The sequence below is a fragment of the Aquamicrobium sp. YD-1-mutant5 genome, from assembly GCF_059509755.1.
In genome coordinates this window covers 345,177-363,882 of the sequence record NZ_JCAKKP010000004.1, presented here as the reverse complement: position 1 = coordinate 363,882, position 18,706 = coordinate 345,177, and the positions used below count along the sequence as shown (strand labels likewise).

The window sequence follows — 18,706 nt, the reverse complement described above, 5'->3', positions numbered from 1 at the left end:
TAAGTCATGGCTTGGCAGACAAGGAGATGGAAAACATGAACATCATGAAATTCGCGGCCATGGGCGCCGTGGCGCTGACGATCGGCCTTGCCGGTTGCTCGCAGACGCCGCAGCAGCAGCGTGCAACCACGGGCGCGGCACTCGGCGGCGCGGGTGGCGCGCTTGTCGGCCAGGCCATCGGCCGCGACACCAAGAGCACGCTGATCGGCGCCGGCGCCGGTGCGCTTCTGGGCGCTGTTGTGGCAACCTCGGGCGGCCCGCAGCCGGGCGATCGCCAGATGTGCCGTTATCAGGCACCTGACGGACGCGTCTATGTCGCCGAATGCGACGACCGCTACTATCGCGGGCAATACTGAGATCAGAAAAACCGGGAGCCTGGAGCGGGTAGCGGGAATCGAACCCGCGCGTTCAGCTTGGGAAGCTGACAGGCTACCATTACATCATACCCGCGCAGCGCTTCGTTAGCATGCGCGGGGCTCGCCCCGCAATCACAAAGCGTTTGCCCTGCCTGCCTTCATTGAGGGTAAAAACCCCGGCACGGTTTTGCTTGCAGCCTTGCCGTCCGTTGCCTATTTCAGAAACGAACGGATCGGAAGGAGAATGTCGTGTCCGCCCTAGCCCGCTTTCTCGGCGATTCGCCGATGCGCGTTCTTCTCAAGCTGCTCGTCGTCTCCTTCCTCGTCGGTCTGGTGATGAGCGCCTTCGGCTGGTCGCCCTATGACATCGTCATGGGCATCCGCAACTTCTTCCTCGACATCTGGAATCTCGGCTTCCGCGCCATCGATCGCGTGTTCGGCTATGTATTGCTGGGAGCGGCGATCGTGATTCCGGCCTTCCTGCTCATCCGGATCGCCAACTATCGCAAATAGCAACGGCACGGGCGGAGTTCAGCCGGCTGTGAACACGAAGCCACCCCCGCCGGCGCAGGCCTTCCCGGCCCAAACCTTCCCAGCCGAGACCTTCCCGGCCGAGACCTTCATCGTGTCCAACCGCACGGTGCTCGCCATCGCCGTGCCGATGACGCTGGCCTACATGACGACGCCGCTGCTCGGTCTCACCGACACGGCGATCATCGGCCAGTATGGCAATGCGGCGCTGCTTGGCGGTCTGGCTGCCGGTGCGCTGGTCATCGATGTGGTTTTCACCACGATGAACTTTTTGCGCTCCGGCACGACCGGCCTCGTGGCGCAGGCCTTCGGCGCCGCGGACCGGGGCGAAGAACAGGCCGTGTTCTGGCGCGCCTTCTTCATCGCTGTGATGATCGGGCTCGCCATCACCGTTCTGGCGCCGCTGATCGCGGCCGGCGGCATCCGGTTTCTCGATGCCGAGCCACAGGTCAGTTCGGCGCTCGAAACCTATGTGCGCATCCGTCTCGTGGGCGCGCCCTTCGCCCTCATCAACTATGCCGTGCTGGGCTATCTTCTCGGACGCGGCGAGGGCAGGACCGCGCTTGGCCTGCAAATCCTGCTCAACGGCACCCATGTTATCTTCTCACTGGTGCTGGGGCTGTATCTCGGCTGGAACGTTGCCGGCATCGCCTGGGGCACGGTCGGCGGCGAGCTGACCGCCGTGCTGGCCGGGATGGCGATCGTGCTTGCGCGGTTCCGCAGGCAGGACCGCATCAGCCTTTCCCGCATCGCCGACATTGCCGCCATCACCCGCATGCTGTCGCTCAACCGCGACATCATGATCCGCTCCTTCGCGCTTCTGGCGACCTTTGCGCTGTTTGCCCGCCAGGGCGCTCAGTTCGGCACGGTGACGCTGGCCGCCAATGCCGTGCTGATGAATTTCTTCCTTACCACCTCCTTCTTTCTGGACGGCTTCGCCACGGCAGCCGAGCAACTCACCGGCCGCGCCGTGGGCGCCCGAGACCGCATGGCATTCCGCCTTGCGGTGAAGCTGTGCGCCATATGGGGCTTCGTGCTCGCCGGCGTTGCCACCGCAGCCCTTTACATCTGGGGAAACGATCTGGTCGCCCTGCTCACCACAGCCGAGGATGTGCGCGAAGTCGCCAGTATCTTCCTGCCATGGGCGGCGTTCACGGCCATGAGCGCCGTGCTGGCTTTTGAACTCGACGGCGTGTTCATTGGGGCAACATGGTCGACCGACATGCGCAACACCATGCTCCTGTCCCTCGCGGCATTCGCTGCCGCCATGTTTGCGCTGACCCCGTTTTTCGGCAATCACGGTCTGTGGATTGCCTTGCATCTGTTCCTGCTGATGCGGGGGCTGGGGCTGCTTGCCATGCTGCCCCGGCGCGAGCGCGCGACATTCGCCTCAGGCGGCTGACGGACTGACGGTCAGGGCAACTCCGGAGCGAGCCGTCGCTTCACAGGGGCTTCGCGGCCCATTGGTCAAGCGCGCTGTCACGCAGGTCGCGCACCGAGCCAACGCCCTCGCGCTCAAGCGCGGCGCTCATGCCGGATACGACGCGTGCCGGCAGCGAAGGGCCGGCAAAGATCATGCCCGTATAGAGCTGGACGAGATCGGCGCCGGCGCGGATTTTTTCCAGCGCCGCCTCAGCCGAATCCACGCCGCCGACGCCGACGATGGCGATTTCCGGTCCGAGCAGCCGGCGCATCCTGGCCAGCACGGTGGTCGAGCGCCCGAACAGCACCTTGCCTGACAGGCCGCCGGTTTCCGTGGCAACCGCGCCGCTTTTCAGGGGCGGGCGCGAAATGGTGGTGTTGGAGACGATCACCCCGTCGATGCCGCTCGCCAGAACCTCGGCGGCGATGTCCTCCAGTTCCGCCTCGACCAGATCGGGTGCGATCTTGAGGAACACCGGCGGTCGTGCAACCGCGGCCTCGCGCGCGGCCATCACCCTCGACAACAGCTCGGCAAGCTGCTCGCGCGCCTGCATGTTGCGCAGGCCCGGCGTGTTGGGCGAGGAAATGTTGGCGGTGAGATAGGATGCCAGCGGCGCGAAGCGCTTCACGCCGAGTTCGTAATCGGCGATGCGGTCGGCGCTGTCCTTGTTGGCGCCGATGTTGACGCCGACGATACCGGCGCGCGCCTTGCGGGCTTCCAGCCGGCGCAGCGCCACGTCATGGCCCTCATTGTTGAAGCCCAGGCGGTTGATCACGGCATCGTCCGCCGTCAGGCGAAAGATGCGCGGGCGCGGATTGCCCGGCTGCGCCAGCGGAGTGATGGTGCCGACCTCGGCAAAGCCGAAGCCGAGGCCAAGCAGCGCATCCGGCACTTCGGCGTTCTTGTCGTAACCGGCGGCCATGCCGAGCGGATTGGGAAAGTCGAGCCCGCAGAGCCTGACCCGCAGGCGCTCGTCAGGCCGGGGCTTGCAGCCGACCGGCAGGCCACAGCGCAGGGCTGCGATGGAAACGCCATGCGCGGTTTCCGGATCGAGGGAGAACAGCAGCTTCCTGCCGATCGTATCCGTCAGGCTCATGCCGTCTCCAGTTCAGGAAAGAGGTGTTGCCCGTCCGGGCCAAGCGGCAGCGGACGGACCCACAATGCCGTATCGACGGGAAGGGCTGTATAGAGATGCGGGAAAAGAGCGCCGCCGCGCGAGGGTTCCCAGCGCAGGGCATCCCCGAGCACAGCACCCTCCACGGCCACCAGCAGCAGGTCGTCCTGCCCGGCGAAATGCTTCGAGGCCGTCTCGCGCACCTGCGCAGCCGTGGAAAAATGGATATAGCCGTCGGCAATATCCACCGGCGCGCCGGTGAAGGTTCCGGCACGCTCAGCCTCGCGCCACAGGCTCTGCGGAACGATCTTGTAGATGAAGCTCGACATGAGCGGGCTATAGCGCCAAGCTTGCGCAGTGGAAAGTGCGCCTGTGCGTCCATCCCCGTTTCGGGCATAGTGAACCTTCTGCCGGGACCGGCGTTGTTGACCTGAAGAATTGCACTGTTCCGGCCGGAAGGAGTTTCCGCATGCGTGGCCGCACCCTGATTTCCCTGCCCCTCTTCGGCCTGCTTTGCGCGCCCGTCCTGGCGGAGGGCGATGCCGAGCGCTACCGGCTGGAAAAGACCGGTGATGGCTATGTGCGCATGGATACGGTCACCGGCGCGATGTCGACCTGCCGCCAACAGTCCGGTCAGCTTGTCTGCCGCATGGCCGCGGACGAACGCAGCGTGGTTCAGGATGAAATGGACCGGATGCAGGGTCAGGTGAAGGCGCTGGAGGAGCGTGTCGCCAAACTCGAGAACTCGCTCACCTCACGCCTCGAATCCAGCCTGCCGTCGGAAGAGGAATTCAACAAGACCATGGGCTATATGGAGCGCTTCTTCCGGTCGTTCATGGGCATCGTCAGGGATATGGAAAAGGAGGATCCGCCGCCTGCGGGACCGGGTCCCGATCGCACCTGAGCGGTGCTCCGTCCGGCAAAATTGATCCGCCCGGCGGCAAGTTCTGAAAGAATATACAGTTTGCACTTGAACAGCGCGGCCATGGGCGCATAGTTTGTCGACTGTTCCCGGCAATTTCTTACAGTATCGGGAGCGGGGAGGACGCCATTGCCGTCAGGCTACACTTTCGTCATCGCTGACGATCATCCTTTGTTTCGCGGTGCCCTGAGAGAGGCGATCGCCGGAATTGGCGATGCGCCCTGCATTGTGGAGGCCGGCGACTTCGAGAGCGCCAAGACGGCGCTGCTCGGCGAGGGCGACATCGACCTGTTGCTGCTCGACCTGGCAATGCCCGGCGCCAGCGGCCTTTCCGGGCTGATCTCGCTGCACGGCATCCAGCCTTCCCTGCCCATCGTGGTGGTTTCCGCCCATGACGATCCCGTCACCATCCGGCGCGCGCTGGAACTTGGCGCATCCGGCTTCATCTCCAAGTCGGCGAGCATGGACGACATCCGCAGTGCGGTGCGCACCGTGCTGGACGGCGGCATCGCCGCGCCCGCGGAAATGGATCTCGGCGAGGAGCGCGACCCGGAAATCTCCAACCTGATCCGCCGGCTCCAGACCCTGACACCACAGCAGACGCGCGTTCTCAGCATGCTGGGCGAAGGCCTGCTCAACAAGCAGATCGCCTATGAGCTGGGCGTCTCGGAAGCCACGGTGAAGGCACATGTCTCGGCCATTCTCCAGAAGCTCAGCGTCGACAGCCGCACGCAGGCCGTCATTCAGCTAGCCAAGATCGGCACCGATTCCATCGCCGCTGCCTGAAGCACCCCCGCAGACGGCGTCCCGCTTCACTCCACCGCCAGCGGCCGCACCCGCGACAGCATGGTGCGCAGGGCAGCCGGCTTCACCGGCTTGTTGATGACGGTGACGCCGCGCCTTTCGGCCTCGCCGCGCACCTCGGTCGAGCGGTCCGCCGTCACCAGAACCGCCGGCGTTTCGGGACCATAGATTTCGCGCAGCCGATCGATGGCGTCGAGCCCGTTCTCGCCGTCGAGATGATAGTCGGCCAGAATGATGTCCGGCGGCGAAAGACGCCCGCGTGCGCTCATAAAGGCACGCAGGCCCGAAAAGGCCCGAACCTCGCAACCCCACCCTTCCAGCAGGAGGCGCATGCCTTCGAGAATGCGGGGATCGTTGTCGATGCAGAGGATCGACAGGCCAGCCAGCGTTGAGAAAGTCCTTTGCGTCGGGGTCTGGCACCGGACCGGCCGGGCGGTCTCACCCGTGACGACAGGCAGAATCACGGAAAAGCGCGTGCCTTTGCCCGGCAGCGAAAAGATGCGGATTTCAAGGTGCAGAACACGCGCGATGCGATCGACGATGGACAGGCCGAGCCCCAGCCCGTCCGCTTCCCTCACCCCCTCGTCGAGGCGCATGAACTCGCGGAACACGGTGTTGAGCTTGTCGCCACCGATGCCGATGCCGGTATCGATCACCTGCAGTTCGATCAGCCCGCCACGCCGGCGCGCACCGACGAGCACAGTGCCCCGCCGTGTGTACTTGACCGCGTTGGACACGAGATTCTGGACCAGACGCCGGAACAGGTTGCGGTCGGTCCGCACATGCATCCTTGAAGGCACGATGCGCAGGCGCAGGCCCTTGGCCGAGGCCATGGGCTGGAAATCGGTGGCGATCTGCTGGAGCAGGCCGTCGAGGCTGAAGACGGTCTCGTCGGGCTTCATGGCCCCGGCATCGAGGCGCGATATGTCGAGCACGGCGCCGAGGATCGTCTCCACCGATTCCAGCGAGGATTCGATGTTGACGGCGGCATCGCCCAATGGCCCTTCCGGCGCTTTCTCGATAAGCGACGAGCAGTAGAGGCGCGCGGCATTGAGCGGCTGGAGAATGTCGTGGCCGACGGCGGCGAGGAACCGCGTCTTGCCGAGATTGGCCTCCTCGGCGATCTTCTGCGCCTGCGCCAGTTCCTCGTTGACCTGCGTGAGTTCCGCCGTGCGCCGCGCCACCCGTTGCTCCAGTGTCTCGTTCACCCGCTTCAGCGCCAGATCGGCCTGCATGCGCCGGGTGATGTCGGCATAGGTGGCAACGATGCCGCCATCGGGCATGGGATTTGAGCGCAGTTCGAGGATACGTCCGCTGGTCCTCAACTCCAGTTGCCACGGCTCGCCAAAACGGGTCAGACGGTCAAGCGCGGCCATTTCCTCGCCACCCGAAATGTCGCCGCGATCACCCAGAAAACCAAGAATCTGGGTCAGCGAAATGCCCACCTGCCCCATCTCGTCCGGCAGATCGAACAACAGGCGGTATTGCCGGTTCCAGCAGGTCAGCCGCAAATCCTTGTCGAAGACGGTGATGCCCTGCTCCATCTGGTCCAGTGCGATCTGGAGCAGGTCGCGGTTCTGCTGGAGCGCGTCCGAGGCATCGTCGAGCAGGCGGAAGGCGCGCTTTGCGGAACGGTCATGGCGCTGCACCAGCAGGGACAGGATGAGGCGCGCCGAAGAGGAACCGACGGCGCTCGCCAGAAGCTGCTCGCCGAACCTCAGGGCCTCGTCCGTGGCGGGCGAATGTCCGGGGAAGCTGCGCCCCTCGCGCTGCTCGAACGACTGGAACGACCGTTCGGTGCGCTCCACCCCCAGATAGCGCGCTATGGTGTCCTTCACCTCGTTGATGGTGACGCTGGTGCGCATGCGCCTGAGGCCCGGCATCGGCCCCGTCTCGCGCGGCACGAAGATCGCCGCCTGGATGCGCTCGCGCGGATAGGAGGCGCGCGACAACGAGCCCAGTATGTAGAAAGCGAGATTGATGGAGAGGCTCCACAACACGCCATGGGTCAGCGGCTCGCCGCTGGTGCCGAACAGCGACTGCGGGCGCAGCGCCGCGATGCCCAGCGGCCCTTCGACCAGAAAGGCGGTGTCGGCCGGGAACAGGGAGGGAATGAAGAGCGTGTAGGCCCAGGTCAGAATGCCGGCGATCATGCCCAGCACCGCGCCCCGCGCATTGGCGCCGCGCCAGATCAGGCCGCCGACGAAGGCCGGCGCGAACTGGGCGACGGCGGCAAAGGAGATCAGGCCAAAGGCGACGAGGCGCACATTGTCGGCCATCTCCAGATAATAGAGGAACGAGATGAACAGGATGCTGAAGATCGCCGCGCGGCGGATGACGATGATGACCTTCGACCAGTCCTCCCGCTCGCCGGAAGCCGAACGCAGCAGACGCCGCAGCACCAGTGGAATCACCAGATCGTTGGAGATCATGATCGAAAGCGCGACGCTTTCCACGATCACCATGGCGGTCGCGGCCGACAGCCCGCCAATGAAGGCGATCATGGCCATGGTGTTCTGGCCATGGAAGAGCGGCACCGCCAGAACATAAAGATCGGCGCTGGCGCCCTCGCCGACCACGGCCAGCCCCCCGAAGGCAATGACCACCACGAACAGGTTGATGAGCACCAGATAGAGCGGGAACAGCCAGCCGGAGGTCTTCAGCTCCTGATCGGAACGGTTCTCAACGATGGTCATGTAGAATTGTCGCGGCAGCATGATGATTGCGGCTGCAGCCAGCAGGGTCATCACGATCCATGTCGCCGGCGTGGTCTCGTAGGCCATGGCGGCCTGCGCCATGTCGTTTGCATGCATGAACTCAAAGAGATTGCCGTGGCGTTCCAGAAGGAACAGCGTGATGGCGACACCCACGGCAAGGAACGCGGCCAGCTTGATGACCGATTCCACCGCCATGGCCAGCACCAGCCCGTCCTGATGCTCTGTCGCGTCCGCATGGCGGGTGCCGAACAGCACGGCGAACACCGCCAGCAGGAAGGCCACGACGAAGGCGACGTCACGATAGACAAAGGCGTCGGAGATCACGTCGGGCGAATAGAAGGCCACCATCAGCCCGATGGAGCCCGCGATGGAGCGCAGCTGCAGTGCGATATAAGGAATAACGCCGACCGTGGCGATGATGGTGGCGATGGAAGCGACCGCGAAGCTCTTGCCATAGCGGGCGGCAAGGAAATCGGCGATCGAGGTGATCTTCTCCGCCTTGCTGAGCGTGATGATGCGCTTCAGGAACGGATACCCGAAGATGAAGATGAGGATCGGCCCGGCATAGATGGTGAGGAACTCCAGCCCCCGTTCAGAGGCGAGGCCGACCGAGCCGAAAAACGTCCAGGACGTGCAGTAGACCGCAAGGCTGAGCGAATAGATATAGGGTCGGGACGCTATCGGCCCGCGCCTTGCCGCATGACGATCGCCGAAGGCTGCGACGGCAAACAGCATCGTCACATAAAGAATTGCAGCTATGACGATCAACCAGCCCAGCACGGCTCGCTTTCCATGGCTTCCGGTTCTGAAGGCAATCACAGCAAACCCAACCTGTCCACTGCAACCTTAGGCCTGTATAAGAGCAGGCAGTGCCTGCGATTTCCCGGTTTTTCAACTCATGGTTTCTGCTATTGTCCCTCGGGCTTCGGGCAAGCGAAGCTGCAACACAGGCGGCCTGTGCCGCAAATATTGGAGAGGCAAATGCTGAAGGAATTTCAGGAGTTTATTTCCAGAGGCAATGTGATGGATCTGGCCGTCGGTGTGATCATCGGCGGTGCCTTCGGCAAGATCGTCGATTCGCTGGTCAACGACATCATCATGCCGATCGTCGGTGCGATCTTCGGCGGTCTCGACTTCAACAACTACTTCCTGGCGTTGTCGTCGAATATTACAGCCACCTCTCTCGAGGCAGCCAAAGAGCAGGGCGCGGTGTTCGCCTACGGTTCGTTCGTTACCGTGCTGCTCAACTTCGTGATCCTCGCCTGGATCATTTTCCTGATGGTCAAGGCCGTCAACAATGTACGCCGTCGCCTTGAAGCTCAGCCGGCAGCGGCCGAAGAAGCTCCGCCGCCCGCCGATGTGGCACTGCTGACGGAAATCCGCGACCTTCTGGCCCGCAAGTAAGCCGGACGCGCATCGAAACTGAAAGCCCCGCCTCGTTCAGAGGACGGGGCTTTTTCTTTCACCCGGCAGCGGCAAGCGCGGCCTTGAGGGCATCGGCTCCCTCCGCCACCGCCTCGCGCGATGGCGAAAAGCCTGCGGCCAGCATCTTGCGGCCGAGCATATGGTCGGCCGGGCGGTTGACGGATTCGACGGCCACAAGCCGGTCTCCCGCGAAATGATAGACGGAGAACCTGTTGTCCTGCGGCGTGCCTACGGTCAGATGACTGTCGGCGCCGGCGGTCAGCCCCACCATCTGCAGCTTCATGTCGCCGATATCCGACCAGAACCATGGGACGGCGCCATAGGCATCGGTGCCGCCGGTGATGGTGCGTGCTGCCAGACGCGCCTGATCGGTGGCGTTCTGTACCGATTCCAGGCGCACGTCGCCGCCGGTGAACCAGTGCCGGTATGAGGCCACATCACCCACCGAAAGAACTTCCGGCACGGATGTGCGCATCTGGTGATCGACGCGGATGCCGTTCGAGATGGCGATGCCGGCCTGTTCGGCAAGCTCCACATTGGGCACGACGCCAACGCCGACGATGACGAGCTGGGCGGGGAGGCGCTCGCCGGCCGCCGTGACGGCGGCCGAGACATGGCCTTTTTCGCCCTCCAGCCGGCTGACGGTGGTGCCGGTGAGGATGCGTACGCCGAGATCGGCCAGACGCTGGCGGACATGCTCCCCTATGGGGGCTGCCACGACGCGGCCAAGCAGCCTGTCGGCCGCCTCGACGACGGTGACGTTGCGGCCGGCGGCGCGCAGGGTGGCCGCAATCTCCAGACCGATGAACCCGCCGCCCAGTACCACCACATCGGTGCAGGATGCGCTCAACTCGCGGATGAGGCGCGCATCGGCCACCTCGCGCAGGGAAACGACGCCCGGCAGACCGGCGCCCTCGACGGGCAGGCGGCGAGGCCGCGAACCCGTCGCGAGGATCAGCCTGTCGAAGGCAAGCGAGGCACCCCCCGCAAGCTCGAGGCGGCGACCGGTGAGATCGATGCGCTCGACGTGCAGGCCCGGACGATAATCGATCGAATTGCCTTCATAGAAGCTTTCGCCGCGCAGCGGCTGCGGCTTTGCCGCTGCATCCTTGATGAAGGTCTTGGACAGGGGCGGCTTGTGGTAGGGCAGCTCCTGTTCCTCGCCGATCAGCACAACCGGCCCGTCATAGCCCTCCTCGCGCAGGCTGGCCGCGGCCTGAACGCCGGCATGGCCGGCCCCAACAATGATCGTACCGCTCGTCATGGCACCTGCTTTCCCTGTTTCGGCCTCTCAGGCAGAGGCCCCTGCCAGTTGGAGATTGTTTATTCATATCTCAAGAGGGCCTGTCGGGCGTCGCACCAGTGCCAGCGGCCTGTCAACCGGAAAGCGCCTGTTAAAGCATCGGGATAAACATGACTTCAATAGTTTAGAATAATTCTAAACTATTGTTTTAATTGCTCTTTTTCCAGATTCAAGTTGACTTTCAGCGAATGTGAGGCTTTATGAACGAGCGTCCTGACGCATTCCTTTAATGTAAGGGCCTTTAACCCTTTCGATTGGAGGCTTCGATGTTGTTTCGTTTCGGCAAGGTCCGCTGTGGATTTCTCCTGCCCCGTCCACGGCAAGACGCCGGGTCGATCGTGACATCATCTCCTTCTTTCGGAAAAGTCCGTTCTACCGGCACCGGTCGCCTCCCCGGCGCTGTCTGACGGACGTCTAATTCTTGTAGGAGATGAGAGCGATGATCAGAAGCTGGGCCTCGACCCGCTCAATGGGCAGAATGGCGGCGATTGGCGCCACCGCGGCGCTGACTGCAGCTATTTTCATTCTGCCGGCGAAGGCCGACACTGATCCCAGGGCCGTGGTGAAAACCTATGCCGACATCGCGCTTGCCAAATACGAGGACTCGCTGACCACCGCCAGGGCGCTGGACGTCGCCATCGACGCCCTCATCGCCACCCCTTCCGCCGAGACGCTGGATGCGGCAAAGGCGGCATGGAAGGCGGCCCGCATTCCCTACCAGCAGACCGAAGTCTACCGTTTCGGCAATGCCATCGTCGACGACTGGGAAGGCCGCGTGAACGCCTGGCCGCTGGATGAAGGCCTGATCGACTATGTCGACGCCAGCTACGGCACAGAATCCGACGAGAACGGCCTCTACACGGCCAATGTCATCGCCAACACCAAAATCGAGATCGACGGGCAGGAGGTCGACGCCTCCAGCCTGACGCCGGAATTCCTGTCCGAAACCCTGCAGGAAGCCGGCGACATCGAAGCCAACGTGGCCACCGGCTATCACGCGATCGAATTCCTGCTGTGGGGTCAGGACCTCAACGGCACGGGTCCCGGCGCCGGCAAGCGCCCCTACACCGACTACGACAAGGCCAACTGCACCGGCGGCAACTGCGAGCGTCGCGCCGAGTATCTGAAGTCGGCCTCCACCCTGCTGGTCGCCGACCTGCAGGAGATGGTCGACAACTGGAAGGACGACGGCGAAGCCCGCAAGGCGCTGAACGACGGCGAGGAAAAGACCAGCCTGTCCACCATCCTGACCGGCATGGGTTCGCTTTCCTATGGCGAGCTGGCCGGCGAGCGCATGAAGCTCGGGCTTCTGCTGCATGATCCGGAGGAAGAGCACGACTGCTTCTCCGACAACACCCATATCTCCCATCTCTATGACGCGGTCGGCATTCGCGAGGCTTATCTCGGCAGCTACAAGCGCATCGACGGCTCGTCTGTCGCCGGGCCCTCGCTGTCCGATCTGGTCAAGGAAACCGATCTGGCGCTCGACACGGAGCTGACCGGCAAGCTGGACGCCACAGTCGCCAAAATGGAAGCTATTGCCACCCGCGCCGAAGCGGGAGAGGCCTATGACCAGCAGATCGGCGAAGGCAATGCGGAAGGCAATGCCACCGTGCAGGCCGCCATCGACGCGCTGGTCGACCAGACCAAGTCGATCGAACGAGTCGTCGCTGCCCTGAAGCTCGACGCCATCGCCTTCGAAGGCTCCGACAGCCTCGATTCGCCGGACAAAGTCTTCGAATAAGGGCCGGCAACCTCCTTCATTCCAGCGACAGCGGTGCCGGTGAAAGGCACCGCCCAGCCAGGCCAGGAACGACATGCTGATCTGTCACTGCAACATCATCACCGAAAAGGAGATCGAGAAAGCAATCATCGATCTGCTGGACAGCGATCCGTGGCAGCTGATCGTCCCGGCGAAAGTCTATCACTATATGAAGAAGCGCGGTCGCTGTTGCGGCTGCTTCCCAAATGTGGTCGAAACGATCATTCGGGTAACCGAGGACTACCACGTCTGCTCGGAGGCGGGTGGCGTGGATATCGTTTCACACTTGGCTCGCGTGAGAGAATTGCGCGTCCAATACGGGAGCAGGACCCATGAAAGGCGACCCACAAATCATCGAGCGGCTTAACGAAGCCCTTTTTCTGGAACTTGGCGCGGTCAACCAGTACTGGCTGCATTATCGCCTTCTGGAAGACTGGGGATATCTGAAGCTCGCAAAGAAGGAACGCGAGGAATCCATCGAGGAAATGCAGCACGCCGACAAGCTGGTGGCGCGCATCATCTTCCTGGAAGGTCATCCGAACCTTCAATCCGTGGCGCCTTTGCGCATCGGACAGAACGTCAAGGAAGTGCTGGAATCGGATCTGGCCGGAGAATACGACGCGCGCACCTCCTACAAGCGCTCGCGCGAGATTTGCAATGAACTGGGCGACTACGTCACCATGAAGCTTTTCGAGGAACTGCTGATCGACGAGGAAGGGCATATCGACTTCCTCGAAACGCAGCTCGACCTCCTGGCTTCGCTGGGTGAGGAAAAGTACGGCCTGCTTAACGCCGCCCCGGCCAACGAGGCGGCATAGGACATGCGGGAATGCGGCGCATCCTAGACTTTTTGCGCCGCACGCGGTCCGGCTTCGACGCGCCGCATATACAGCCTGCCGCACGCCGCTTCGGCGTCTGTGCGGCAGCCTTTTCGCTGTTGGCGTGTCTCATGCCTGCCGACGCGCAGGACCTGCCGGATGTGCCGGCTATCCGCGACGATCTGACGGAAAAGGATCTGGCGCGGGTGCGGGCGATCACCGCCCCGACCACGGACTTCAGCAAGCCCGAGCAGTTCGAGCTGATGCAGGGTGGCGCCGCGACGACCCGCAAGCGGGTCAACGCCGATTCGTTCTCGCAATTTTCCGCCAACATCACCTTCGAGGAAGAAAGCACCTTCAAGCTCGGCAATGCCATCTTCCGCAAGAACTGGGTTTCTTCACCCTCTTCGACGCAGGCATCGGACGGGCTGGGGCCGCTGTTCAATGCCCGCGCCTGCCAGAGCTGCCACCTGAAAGATGGGCGCGGCCATCCCCCCGAGGGCAAGGCCGACGCCACCTCCATGTTCCTGCGGCTGGCGCGCGAGGCCGAAACGGACGAGGAGAAGCAGGCGGTCGCCGCGCATCAGGTGCTGAACTTCCCTGACCCCGTCTACGGCACGCAGTTGCAGGACCTTGCCGTGCCCGGACTGGTCAGCGAAGGGCGCATGCGCATCGACTACGAGGAGGTCCCGGTCACGCTGGACGACGGCACCGTGGTTTCCCTGCGCAAGCCGGCTTATTCGGTGGAAAACCTCGGCTACGGCCCGCTCGACGCGCGCACCACGCTGTCGCCGCGCATCGCCAATCCGATGATCGGTCTGGGGCTCGTGGAGCAGATCCATCCGGCCGATATCCTCGCCAATGCCGATCCCGACGATGCCGATGGTGACGGCATTTCCGGCAGGGCCTCCATCGTGCGCGACACGCTGACCGGTGAACTGACGCTCGGCCGTTTCGGCTGGAAGGCCCAGACGGCCACGATCCGCCAGCAATCCGCCGATGCGCTTGCCGGCGACATCGGCATATCCTCCCCGGAAGTGCCGCATCACTGGGGCGATTGCACGCCGGCGCAGAAAGCCTGCCTCGACATGCCGACCGGCGTGCAACCCCGCCTTGGCGACACGGAAGCGCCGGAGCCGATCATGGATCTGGTGACGTTCTATTCGCAGAACCTTGCCGTGCCGGCACGGCGCAATCTCGACAAGCCGGACGTTCTGGCCGGCAAGCAGGCCTTCTACGACATGGGCTGCGCCTCCTGCCACACGCCCAAATTCGTCACCCGCCGCGATGCGCCCAACAAGGCGCACGCCTTCCAGCTCATCTGGCCCTATTCCGATTTCCTGCTGCACGACATGGGCGAAGGCCTTGCCGACGGCCAGCAGGTGGGCGTTGCCGACGGCTATGAATGGCGCACGCCGCCGCTGTGGGGCATCGGACTCACGCAGAGGGTCAACAACCACACTTTTTTCCTGCATGATGGCCGCGCCCGCAATCTGACCGAAGCCATAGTGTGGCATGGTGGCGAGGCGCAAAGCGCGCGCGACAATTTCGCGGCAGCCAGCGCCGAAGAACGCGAAGCCCTGATCAAATTCCTGGAGTCGCTCTAGATGAAAGCACTGGCGCTCGCATTCACCTTCTCCCTTTTCCTCCCGGCGGCGGCTCAGGCGGCAATGCCGGCCTCCGATGTGATCGGCCAGGCGATCGACGGCTTCATCCGCCCGGCTTATGGCGATCTCGCCGAACGCACCGCCGCGCTTGAAAAATCGGTCGAAGCCCTGTGCGCCACGCCATCGCAAGCATCACTTGACGCCGCCCGCGACGGGTTCGCGCAGGCAGCGCAGGGCTGGGCGAAGGTGGAGCTGATTATGTTCGGCCCGATCCGCGAGGGCAACCGGCTGGAGAGGATGCTGTTCTGGCCCGACCGCAAGAGCATCGGCCTCAAGCAGGTTCAGGCAGCGCTCGCGGCCAGAGACCCGGACGCCACCGAGGCGGAGAAGATCGCCCAAAAGAGCGTTGCCATGCAGGGCTTCGGCGCGCTGGAATATGTGCTGTACGGCACCGACGCGGAAGAGCTTGCGACGGCGGAGGGAGCCTATCGCTGCGCCTTCGGTGCGGCCGTTGCCGGCAACATCGCCGCCATCAGCGCCGAGGTGCGCGACGACTGGAACAAGCAGGATGGCTTTGCCGCGATCTGGGCCAGCCCCGGCCCGGACAACCTCACCTATCGCAACGGCTCCGAGGCCGTGACCGAGCTTATGGGCGTGTTCATCAACGGGCTGGAAATGGTGCGCGACGTGCGCCTCAGGGGCTTTCTCGGCCTGCGCCCGGAGAAGGACAAGCCGAAGCAGGCGCTTTACTGGCGCTCGCAGAGCACCACCGCTTCGCTCGCCGCCAATCTCGAAGGTCTGGGCGACCTTTTCCGGGCCTCGCATCTGGCCGATGCGCTGTCGCCCGACGCACGATGGATCGCCGAATCCATCGAAATCCAGTTCACCAACGGCGCGGAAGCCGCCCGCTCGGTGAGCGGACCGATCGAAGAGGCGCTTGATGATCCCGCCCGGCGCGAAAAGCTCGATTATCTCAGCACTGTCACGTCCAGCCTCTCCAACCTGTTCGGTGTGCGGCTGAGCGGCGAGTTCGGGCTGACCGCCGGCTTCTCCTCTCTCGACGGAGACTGAGATGCGCACGCCGCTGATCGACCGCCGCGACTTCCTGCGCGCCGCAGGCGCGAGCTTTGCAGCGGCCATGACCCCTTCGGCCTGGGCGCGTGCAATGGCAACGGACGCCGTCTTCGCCACCGCCTTCGTGCACCGCAACGGCAGCTACGGAGCCGCCGTGCTTTCCGAGGACGGCAAGGTGCTGCATGCGATCGACCTGCCCGACCGCGGCCATGACGTAACCTTCGATCCGGTTTCGGGCCGGGCCGTGGTGTTCGCGCGCCAGCCCGGCACATTCGCCATGGTTTTCGACCACAAGGGCCGCGAGGAACCGCTGACCATTCCCAGCCTTCCCGACCGCCATTTCTTCGGCCATGGCGTGTTCTCGCAGGACGGCGCGCTGCTCTACGCAACCGAGAACGATTTCGACAATGCCGACGGCATGATCGGGGTCTACGACGCCCGCTCCGGCTTTCAGCGCGTGGGCGAATTCCCGACATACGGCGTCGGCCCGCACGAGCTTCTGCTGCTGGGCGACGGGCGCACGCTGGCGATTGCCAATGGCGGCATCGAAACCCATCCCGATTTCGGCCGCGCCGAACTCAACATCGCCACCATGCAGCCTTCCTATGTGCTGGTCGACCGCATCAGCGGCGAGCTGATCGAAAAGCACGAACTGCCCGCTGAGCTGCACAAGCTCTCGATCCGCCATATGGACAGGGACGGCGCTGGCAATGTGTGGTTCGGCTGCCAGTATCGCGGCCCGGTGACGGACCTGCCGCCGCTGGTCGGCAAGGCAACGCGCGACAAGGGCATTCAGCTCATCGAAATGCCGCAGGATGTGCTGGCTGGCCTGCGCAACTATGTCGGCTCGGTTGCCGCCAACCCGCTGGCCGGCACCGTTGCCGTGACCTCGCCGCAGGGCAACACGCTTGCCGTGATCGAGGCAGCGTCCAGCAAGGTGCTGTCGGCACAGAACCTGACCGAGGTGTGCGGCATCGCCCCCGACGGCAAGGGCTTCCTGTCGACCACGGGCGGCGGCGTCATCGTTGGCCCGGATGGCGCGACGCTCAGTGACCCTGATCATGTCTGGGACAACCATATGCTGCGCATAGAGACAGCCTGAAACCTGCACGGCCTCACAAGTTGTGCGGATTGCAATCGGGAATCTGGTTTCATGCGCACCTGCGGCATAGATTCAGGCCATGGCCAGACGTTCCGATTCGCCTCCTGTCGTTCCTGACGTGATTCCGCGCCTGCCGGGCTGGGTGACGGCGCGCGCCGACCCTGCCGATCCCGTCGGCACGGCCTTCTCAGCCGGTGCCGCCCTTCATGCGCTCGACAGCCTCGTGCGCGCGGAACCGGTCTGGGCAGGCGCATGGCGGCACCGGCTGGCGCTCGACTGTGCGGCCGAGGCCTGCCGCATGGCGGGACGCACGGAGACGCAGGCCGCGCTTCGCGATGCCTGGTATCTGTGTCCGGCAAATGGTGACCCCGGCCCCGCCGGAAATCTTTTCGCGGCGTGGCGACGGCTGGCCGGGCAGCGGCCACAGGCCGAGGCGGAAGGGCTGGCGACACTGGCCGAGCTGATGGGGCTGCCCGGCGACATGGACTGGCAGGCAATCGCCGGCATGGTCGATACGGCCGCGACATCCGGCAGGCCGGCACCCCTGGCGGCAGCGGCGGCAACCGCCGGCATCATGGCGCTCGAACCCCGCACCGAGCTTCTGTGCTGGTGGCTCGTCGATCTGGTGCTGGCCCGCTGCCTTGGCTGGCAGCGGGCAGTGCCGCTTGCCATGACATCCGCCTTCACGCCCATCTTCCGTGTCGAAGGCGGACGTTCAAAGCGAATCAGGCCGGGCGATCCGCAATTCGGGCAGGTTCTGTGCGTGGCGCTGGTCGAGGCGGTCGCCTCAGCCCTGCGCGAGGCCACCACGCTGTCGCGCCGCGCCGCGCACCTGCTTGAGGTGGCGCCAAAGCTGAGGGCCAAGGGCGCTTCCGACGCGCTGGACATCCTGCTCGGCGACGACGCGCTGCCTGGCACCTTTGCTTCGCGCCGGCTGTCGCGCTTTGCCTCCCGGCGCCTTTTCGCGCGGCTGGAACAGTTCGAGGCGGTGCGGGAGCTGAGCGGGCGGGCTTCGTTCAGGATTTACGGGCTGTGACCATGACAGATCGCCCGCAGGATGAAGACAGGCCCCGCGCAGCGAAGCAGCCGCCTTTGCTGGACACCGAGCTTGAGCATCTTCCGCCGGAGCTACGCTGGCGCGAGTGGATGGGCCGCGTCGAGGCGGTGATCTTCGCCGCCTCCGAGCCGGTGCCGCGCGACGTGCTGGCGCGGGTTGTCGGGCGCGACTGCAATCTCGATCTCATCATCGACGATATCCGCGAGGAACTGCGCGGCCGGCCCTACGATCTGGTGCGGGTGGCGGGTGGCGTGCAGCACCGCACACGACCGGCCTTCGCGGAGGCGATCCGCACCGCTTCCGGTCAGGCTTCGGCAAGGTCCGCCCGCCCCCTGTCGCAAACGGAAGCGCTGGTGCTCATGACCATCGCCTATTTCCAGCCGATCACACGGGCCGAGCTTTCCTCCTTCTTCGCAAAGGAGATCAGCCGCGACCTGATCGCGGTTCTGCGCGGACAGGACTTCATCGCCTATGGCCCGCGCAGCCCCACACCCGGCGCGCCCTACACCTATGTGACGACGAAGACTTTCCTCTCCCATTTCGGGCTGGAGACGTTGCGCGACCTGCCCGATTTCGAAGCGCTGGAAGATGCCGGCCTGCTTTCACGCGAAAAGCTGCTGGCCGGCGAAATCCCAATTTCCATGGCGACGGAGGGCGAGGCGCAGGACGCGGAAGAATAGTCTTCGCGCGT

General features: G+C 64.2%; 18 protein-coding genes and 1 tRNA gene. 14 read left to right on the top strand and 5 right to left on the bottom strand.

Features of this window, described 5'->3' with window-relative positions:
* Positions 1 to 35 precede the first annotated feature (35 nt).
* Positions 36 to 356: a YMGG-like glycine zipper-containing protein gene (locus tag AC5XE7_RS09385; protein WP_183826791.1), complete on the top strand. Its 321-nt coding sequence runs from the start codon at positions 36 to 38 to the stop codon at positions 354 to 356.
* A 20-nt stretch (positions 357 to 376) separates the two neighbouring features.
* Here the strand turns inward: AC5XE7_RS09385 and AC5XE7_RS09380 are convergent.
* Positions 377 to 450, bottom strand: a tRNA-Gly gene (locus tag AC5XE7_RS09380).
* A gap of 191 nt (positions 451 to 641) precedes the next feature.
* Between AC5XE7_RS09380 and AC5XE7_RS09375 the strand changes: the two genes are divergently transcribed.
* Both AC5XE7_RS09375 and AC5XE7_RS09370 read left to right on the top strand, forming a co-directional pair.
* A complete protein-coding gene (locus tag AC5XE7_RS09375) occupies positions 642 to 869 on the top strand; it encodes a DUF6460 domain-containing protein (protein WP_239801129.1) in 228 nt (75 codons plus the stop codon).
* Positions 870 to 1,017: 148 nt separating this feature from the next.
* Positions 1,018 to 2,289 (top strand): MATE family efflux transporter, encoded by a 1,272-nt coding sequence (locus tag AC5XE7_RS09370; RefSeq protein WP_495365886.1) that lies wholly within the window; start codon positions 1,018 to 1,020, stop codon positions 2,287 to 2,289.
* Positions 2,290 to 2,329: 40 nt separating this feature from the next.
* On the opposite strand, the gene AC5XE7_RS09365 is transcribed toward AC5XE7_RS09370, so the two are convergent.
* Together AC5XE7_RS09365 and AC5XE7_RS09360 are read right to left on the bottom strand one after the other, a co-directional pair.
* On the bottom strand, positions 2,330 to 3,406 hold the full coding sequence (locus AC5XE7_RS09365; protein ID WP_495365793.1) for a quinone-dependent dihydroorotate dehydrogenase: 1,077 nt from the start codon (positions 3,404 to 3,406) through the stop codon (positions 2,330 to 2,332).
* The gene (locus tag AC5XE7_RS09360; protein WP_495365792.1) at positions 3,403 to 3,753 is read right to left on the bottom strand and encodes a DUF952 domain-containing protein; all 351 of its coding nucleotides are present in this window, start codon (positions 3,751 to 3,753) and stop codon (positions 3,403 to 3,405) included. Before AC5XE7_RS09360 ends, AC5XE7_RS09365 begins: the two co-directional genes overlap by 4 nt.
* 140 nt (positions 3,754 to 3,893) lie before the next feature.
* Here AC5XE7_RS09360 and AC5XE7_RS09355 point away from each other — a divergent pair, with 140 nt between their 5' ends.
* Both AC5XE7_RS09355 and AC5XE7_RS09350 read left to right on the top strand, forming a co-directional pair.
* Positions 3,894 to 4,328, top strand: a complete 435-nt coding sequence (locus AC5XE7_RS09355) for a hypothetical protein (protein ID WP_495365791.1) — start codon at positions 3,894 to 3,896, stop codon at positions 4,326 to 4,328.
* 147 nt (positions 4,329 to 4,475) lie between these two features.
* On the top strand, positions 4,476 to 5,132 hold the full coding sequence (locus AC5XE7_RS09350; protein ID WP_183826778.1) for a response regulator transcription factor: 657 nt from the start codon (positions 4,476 to 4,478) through the stop codon (positions 5,130 to 5,132).
* A gap of 26 nt (positions 5,133 to 5,158) precedes the next feature.
* Here AC5XE7_RS09350 and AC5XE7_RS09345 read toward each other — a convergent pair whose 3' ends face one another.
* Positions 5,159 to 8,647: a hybrid sensor histidine kinase/response regulator gene (locus tag AC5XE7_RS09345; protein ID WP_495365790.1), complete on the bottom strand. Its 3,489-nt coding sequence runs from the start codon at positions 8,645 to 8,647 to the stop codon at positions 5,159 to 5,161.
* A gap of 201 nt (positions 8,648 to 8,848) precedes the next feature.
* Here AC5XE7_RS09345 and mscL point away from each other — a divergent pair, with 201 nt between their 5' ends.
* Positions 8,849 to 9,271 carry a large conductance mechanosensitive channel protein MscL gene (mscL, locus tag AC5XE7_RS09340; RefSeq protein ID WP_495365885.1) on the top strand — a complete coding sequence of 141 codons (423 nt, stop codon included), beginning with the start codon at positions 8,849 to 8,851 and terminating at the stop codon, positions 9,269 to 9,271.
* Positions 9,272 to 9,329: 58 nt separating this feature from the next.
* Here the strand turns inward: mscL and AC5XE7_RS09335 are convergent, their stop codons facing one another.
* A complete protein-coding gene (locus AC5XE7_RS09335) occupies positions 9,330 to 10,556 on the bottom strand; it encodes an NAD(P)/FAD-dependent oxidoreductase (protein WP_495365789.1) in 1,227 nt (408 codons plus the stop codon).
* A 508-nt stretch (positions 10,557 to 11,064) separates the two neighbouring features.
* Here AC5XE7_RS09335 and AC5XE7_RS09330 point away from each other — a divergent pair.
* The 8 genes from AC5XE7_RS09330 (at position 11,065) to scpB (ending at position 18,695) form a co-directional block, all read left to right on the top strand.
* Positions 11,065 to 12,339 (top strand): imelysin family protein, encoded by a 1,275-nt coding sequence (locus AC5XE7_RS09330; RefSeq protein WP_495365883.1) that lies wholly within the window; start codon positions 11,065 to 11,067, stop codon positions 12,337 to 12,339.
* Positions 12,340 to 12,412: 73 nt separating this feature from the next.
* On the top strand, positions 12,413 to 12,724 hold the full coding sequence (locus AC5XE7_RS09325) for a (2Fe-2S)-binding protein (RefSeq protein ID WP_495365788.1): 312 nt from the start codon (positions 12,413 to 12,415) through the stop codon (positions 12,722 to 12,724).
* On the top strand, positions 12,690 to 13,175 hold the full coding sequence (gene bfr, locus AC5XE7_RS09320; protein WP_183826763.1) for a bacterioferritin: 486 nt from the start codon (positions 12,690 to 12,692) through the stop codon (positions 13,173 to 13,175). Before AC5XE7_RS09325 ends, bfr begins: the two co-directional genes overlap by 35 nt.
* A 131-nt stretch (positions 13,176 to 13,306) precedes the next feature.
* The gene (locus AC5XE7_RS09315) at positions 13,307 to 14,782 is read left to right on the top strand and encodes a di-heme oxidoreductase family protein (protein WP_495365881.1); all 1,476 of its coding nucleotides are present in this window, start codon (positions 13,307 to 13,309) and stop codon (positions 14,780 to 14,782) included.
* The gene (locus AC5XE7_RS09310; RefSeq protein ID WP_495365787.1) at positions 14,783 to 15,853 is read left to right on the top strand and encodes an imelysin family protein; all 1,071 of its coding nucleotides are present in this window, start codon (positions 14,783 to 14,785) and stop codon (positions 15,851 to 15,853) included.
* 1 nt (position 15,854) lies between these two features.
* Positions 15,855 to 16,958: a DUF1513 domain-containing protein gene (locus AC5XE7_RS09305; RefSeq protein WP_495365786.1), complete on the top strand. Its 1,104-nt coding sequence runs from the start codon at positions 15,855 to 15,857 to the stop codon at positions 16,956 to 16,958.
* 79 nt (positions 16,959 to 17,037) lie between these two features.
* Positions 17,038 to 17,994 (top strand): DUF1403 family protein, encoded by a 957-nt coding sequence (locus tag AC5XE7_RS09300; RefSeq protein WP_495365785.1) that lies wholly within the window; start codon positions 17,038 to 17,040, stop codon positions 17,992 to 17,994.
* 2 nt (positions 17,995 to 17,996) lie between these two features.
* Positions 17,997 to 18,695: an SMC-Scp complex subunit ScpB gene (gene scpB, locus AC5XE7_RS09295; protein ID WP_495365880.1), complete on the top strand. Its 699-nt coding sequence runs from the start codon at positions 17,997 to 17,999 to the stop codon at positions 18,693 to 18,695.
* The last annotated feature ends 11 nt before the right edge of the window (positions 18,696 to 18,706 follow it).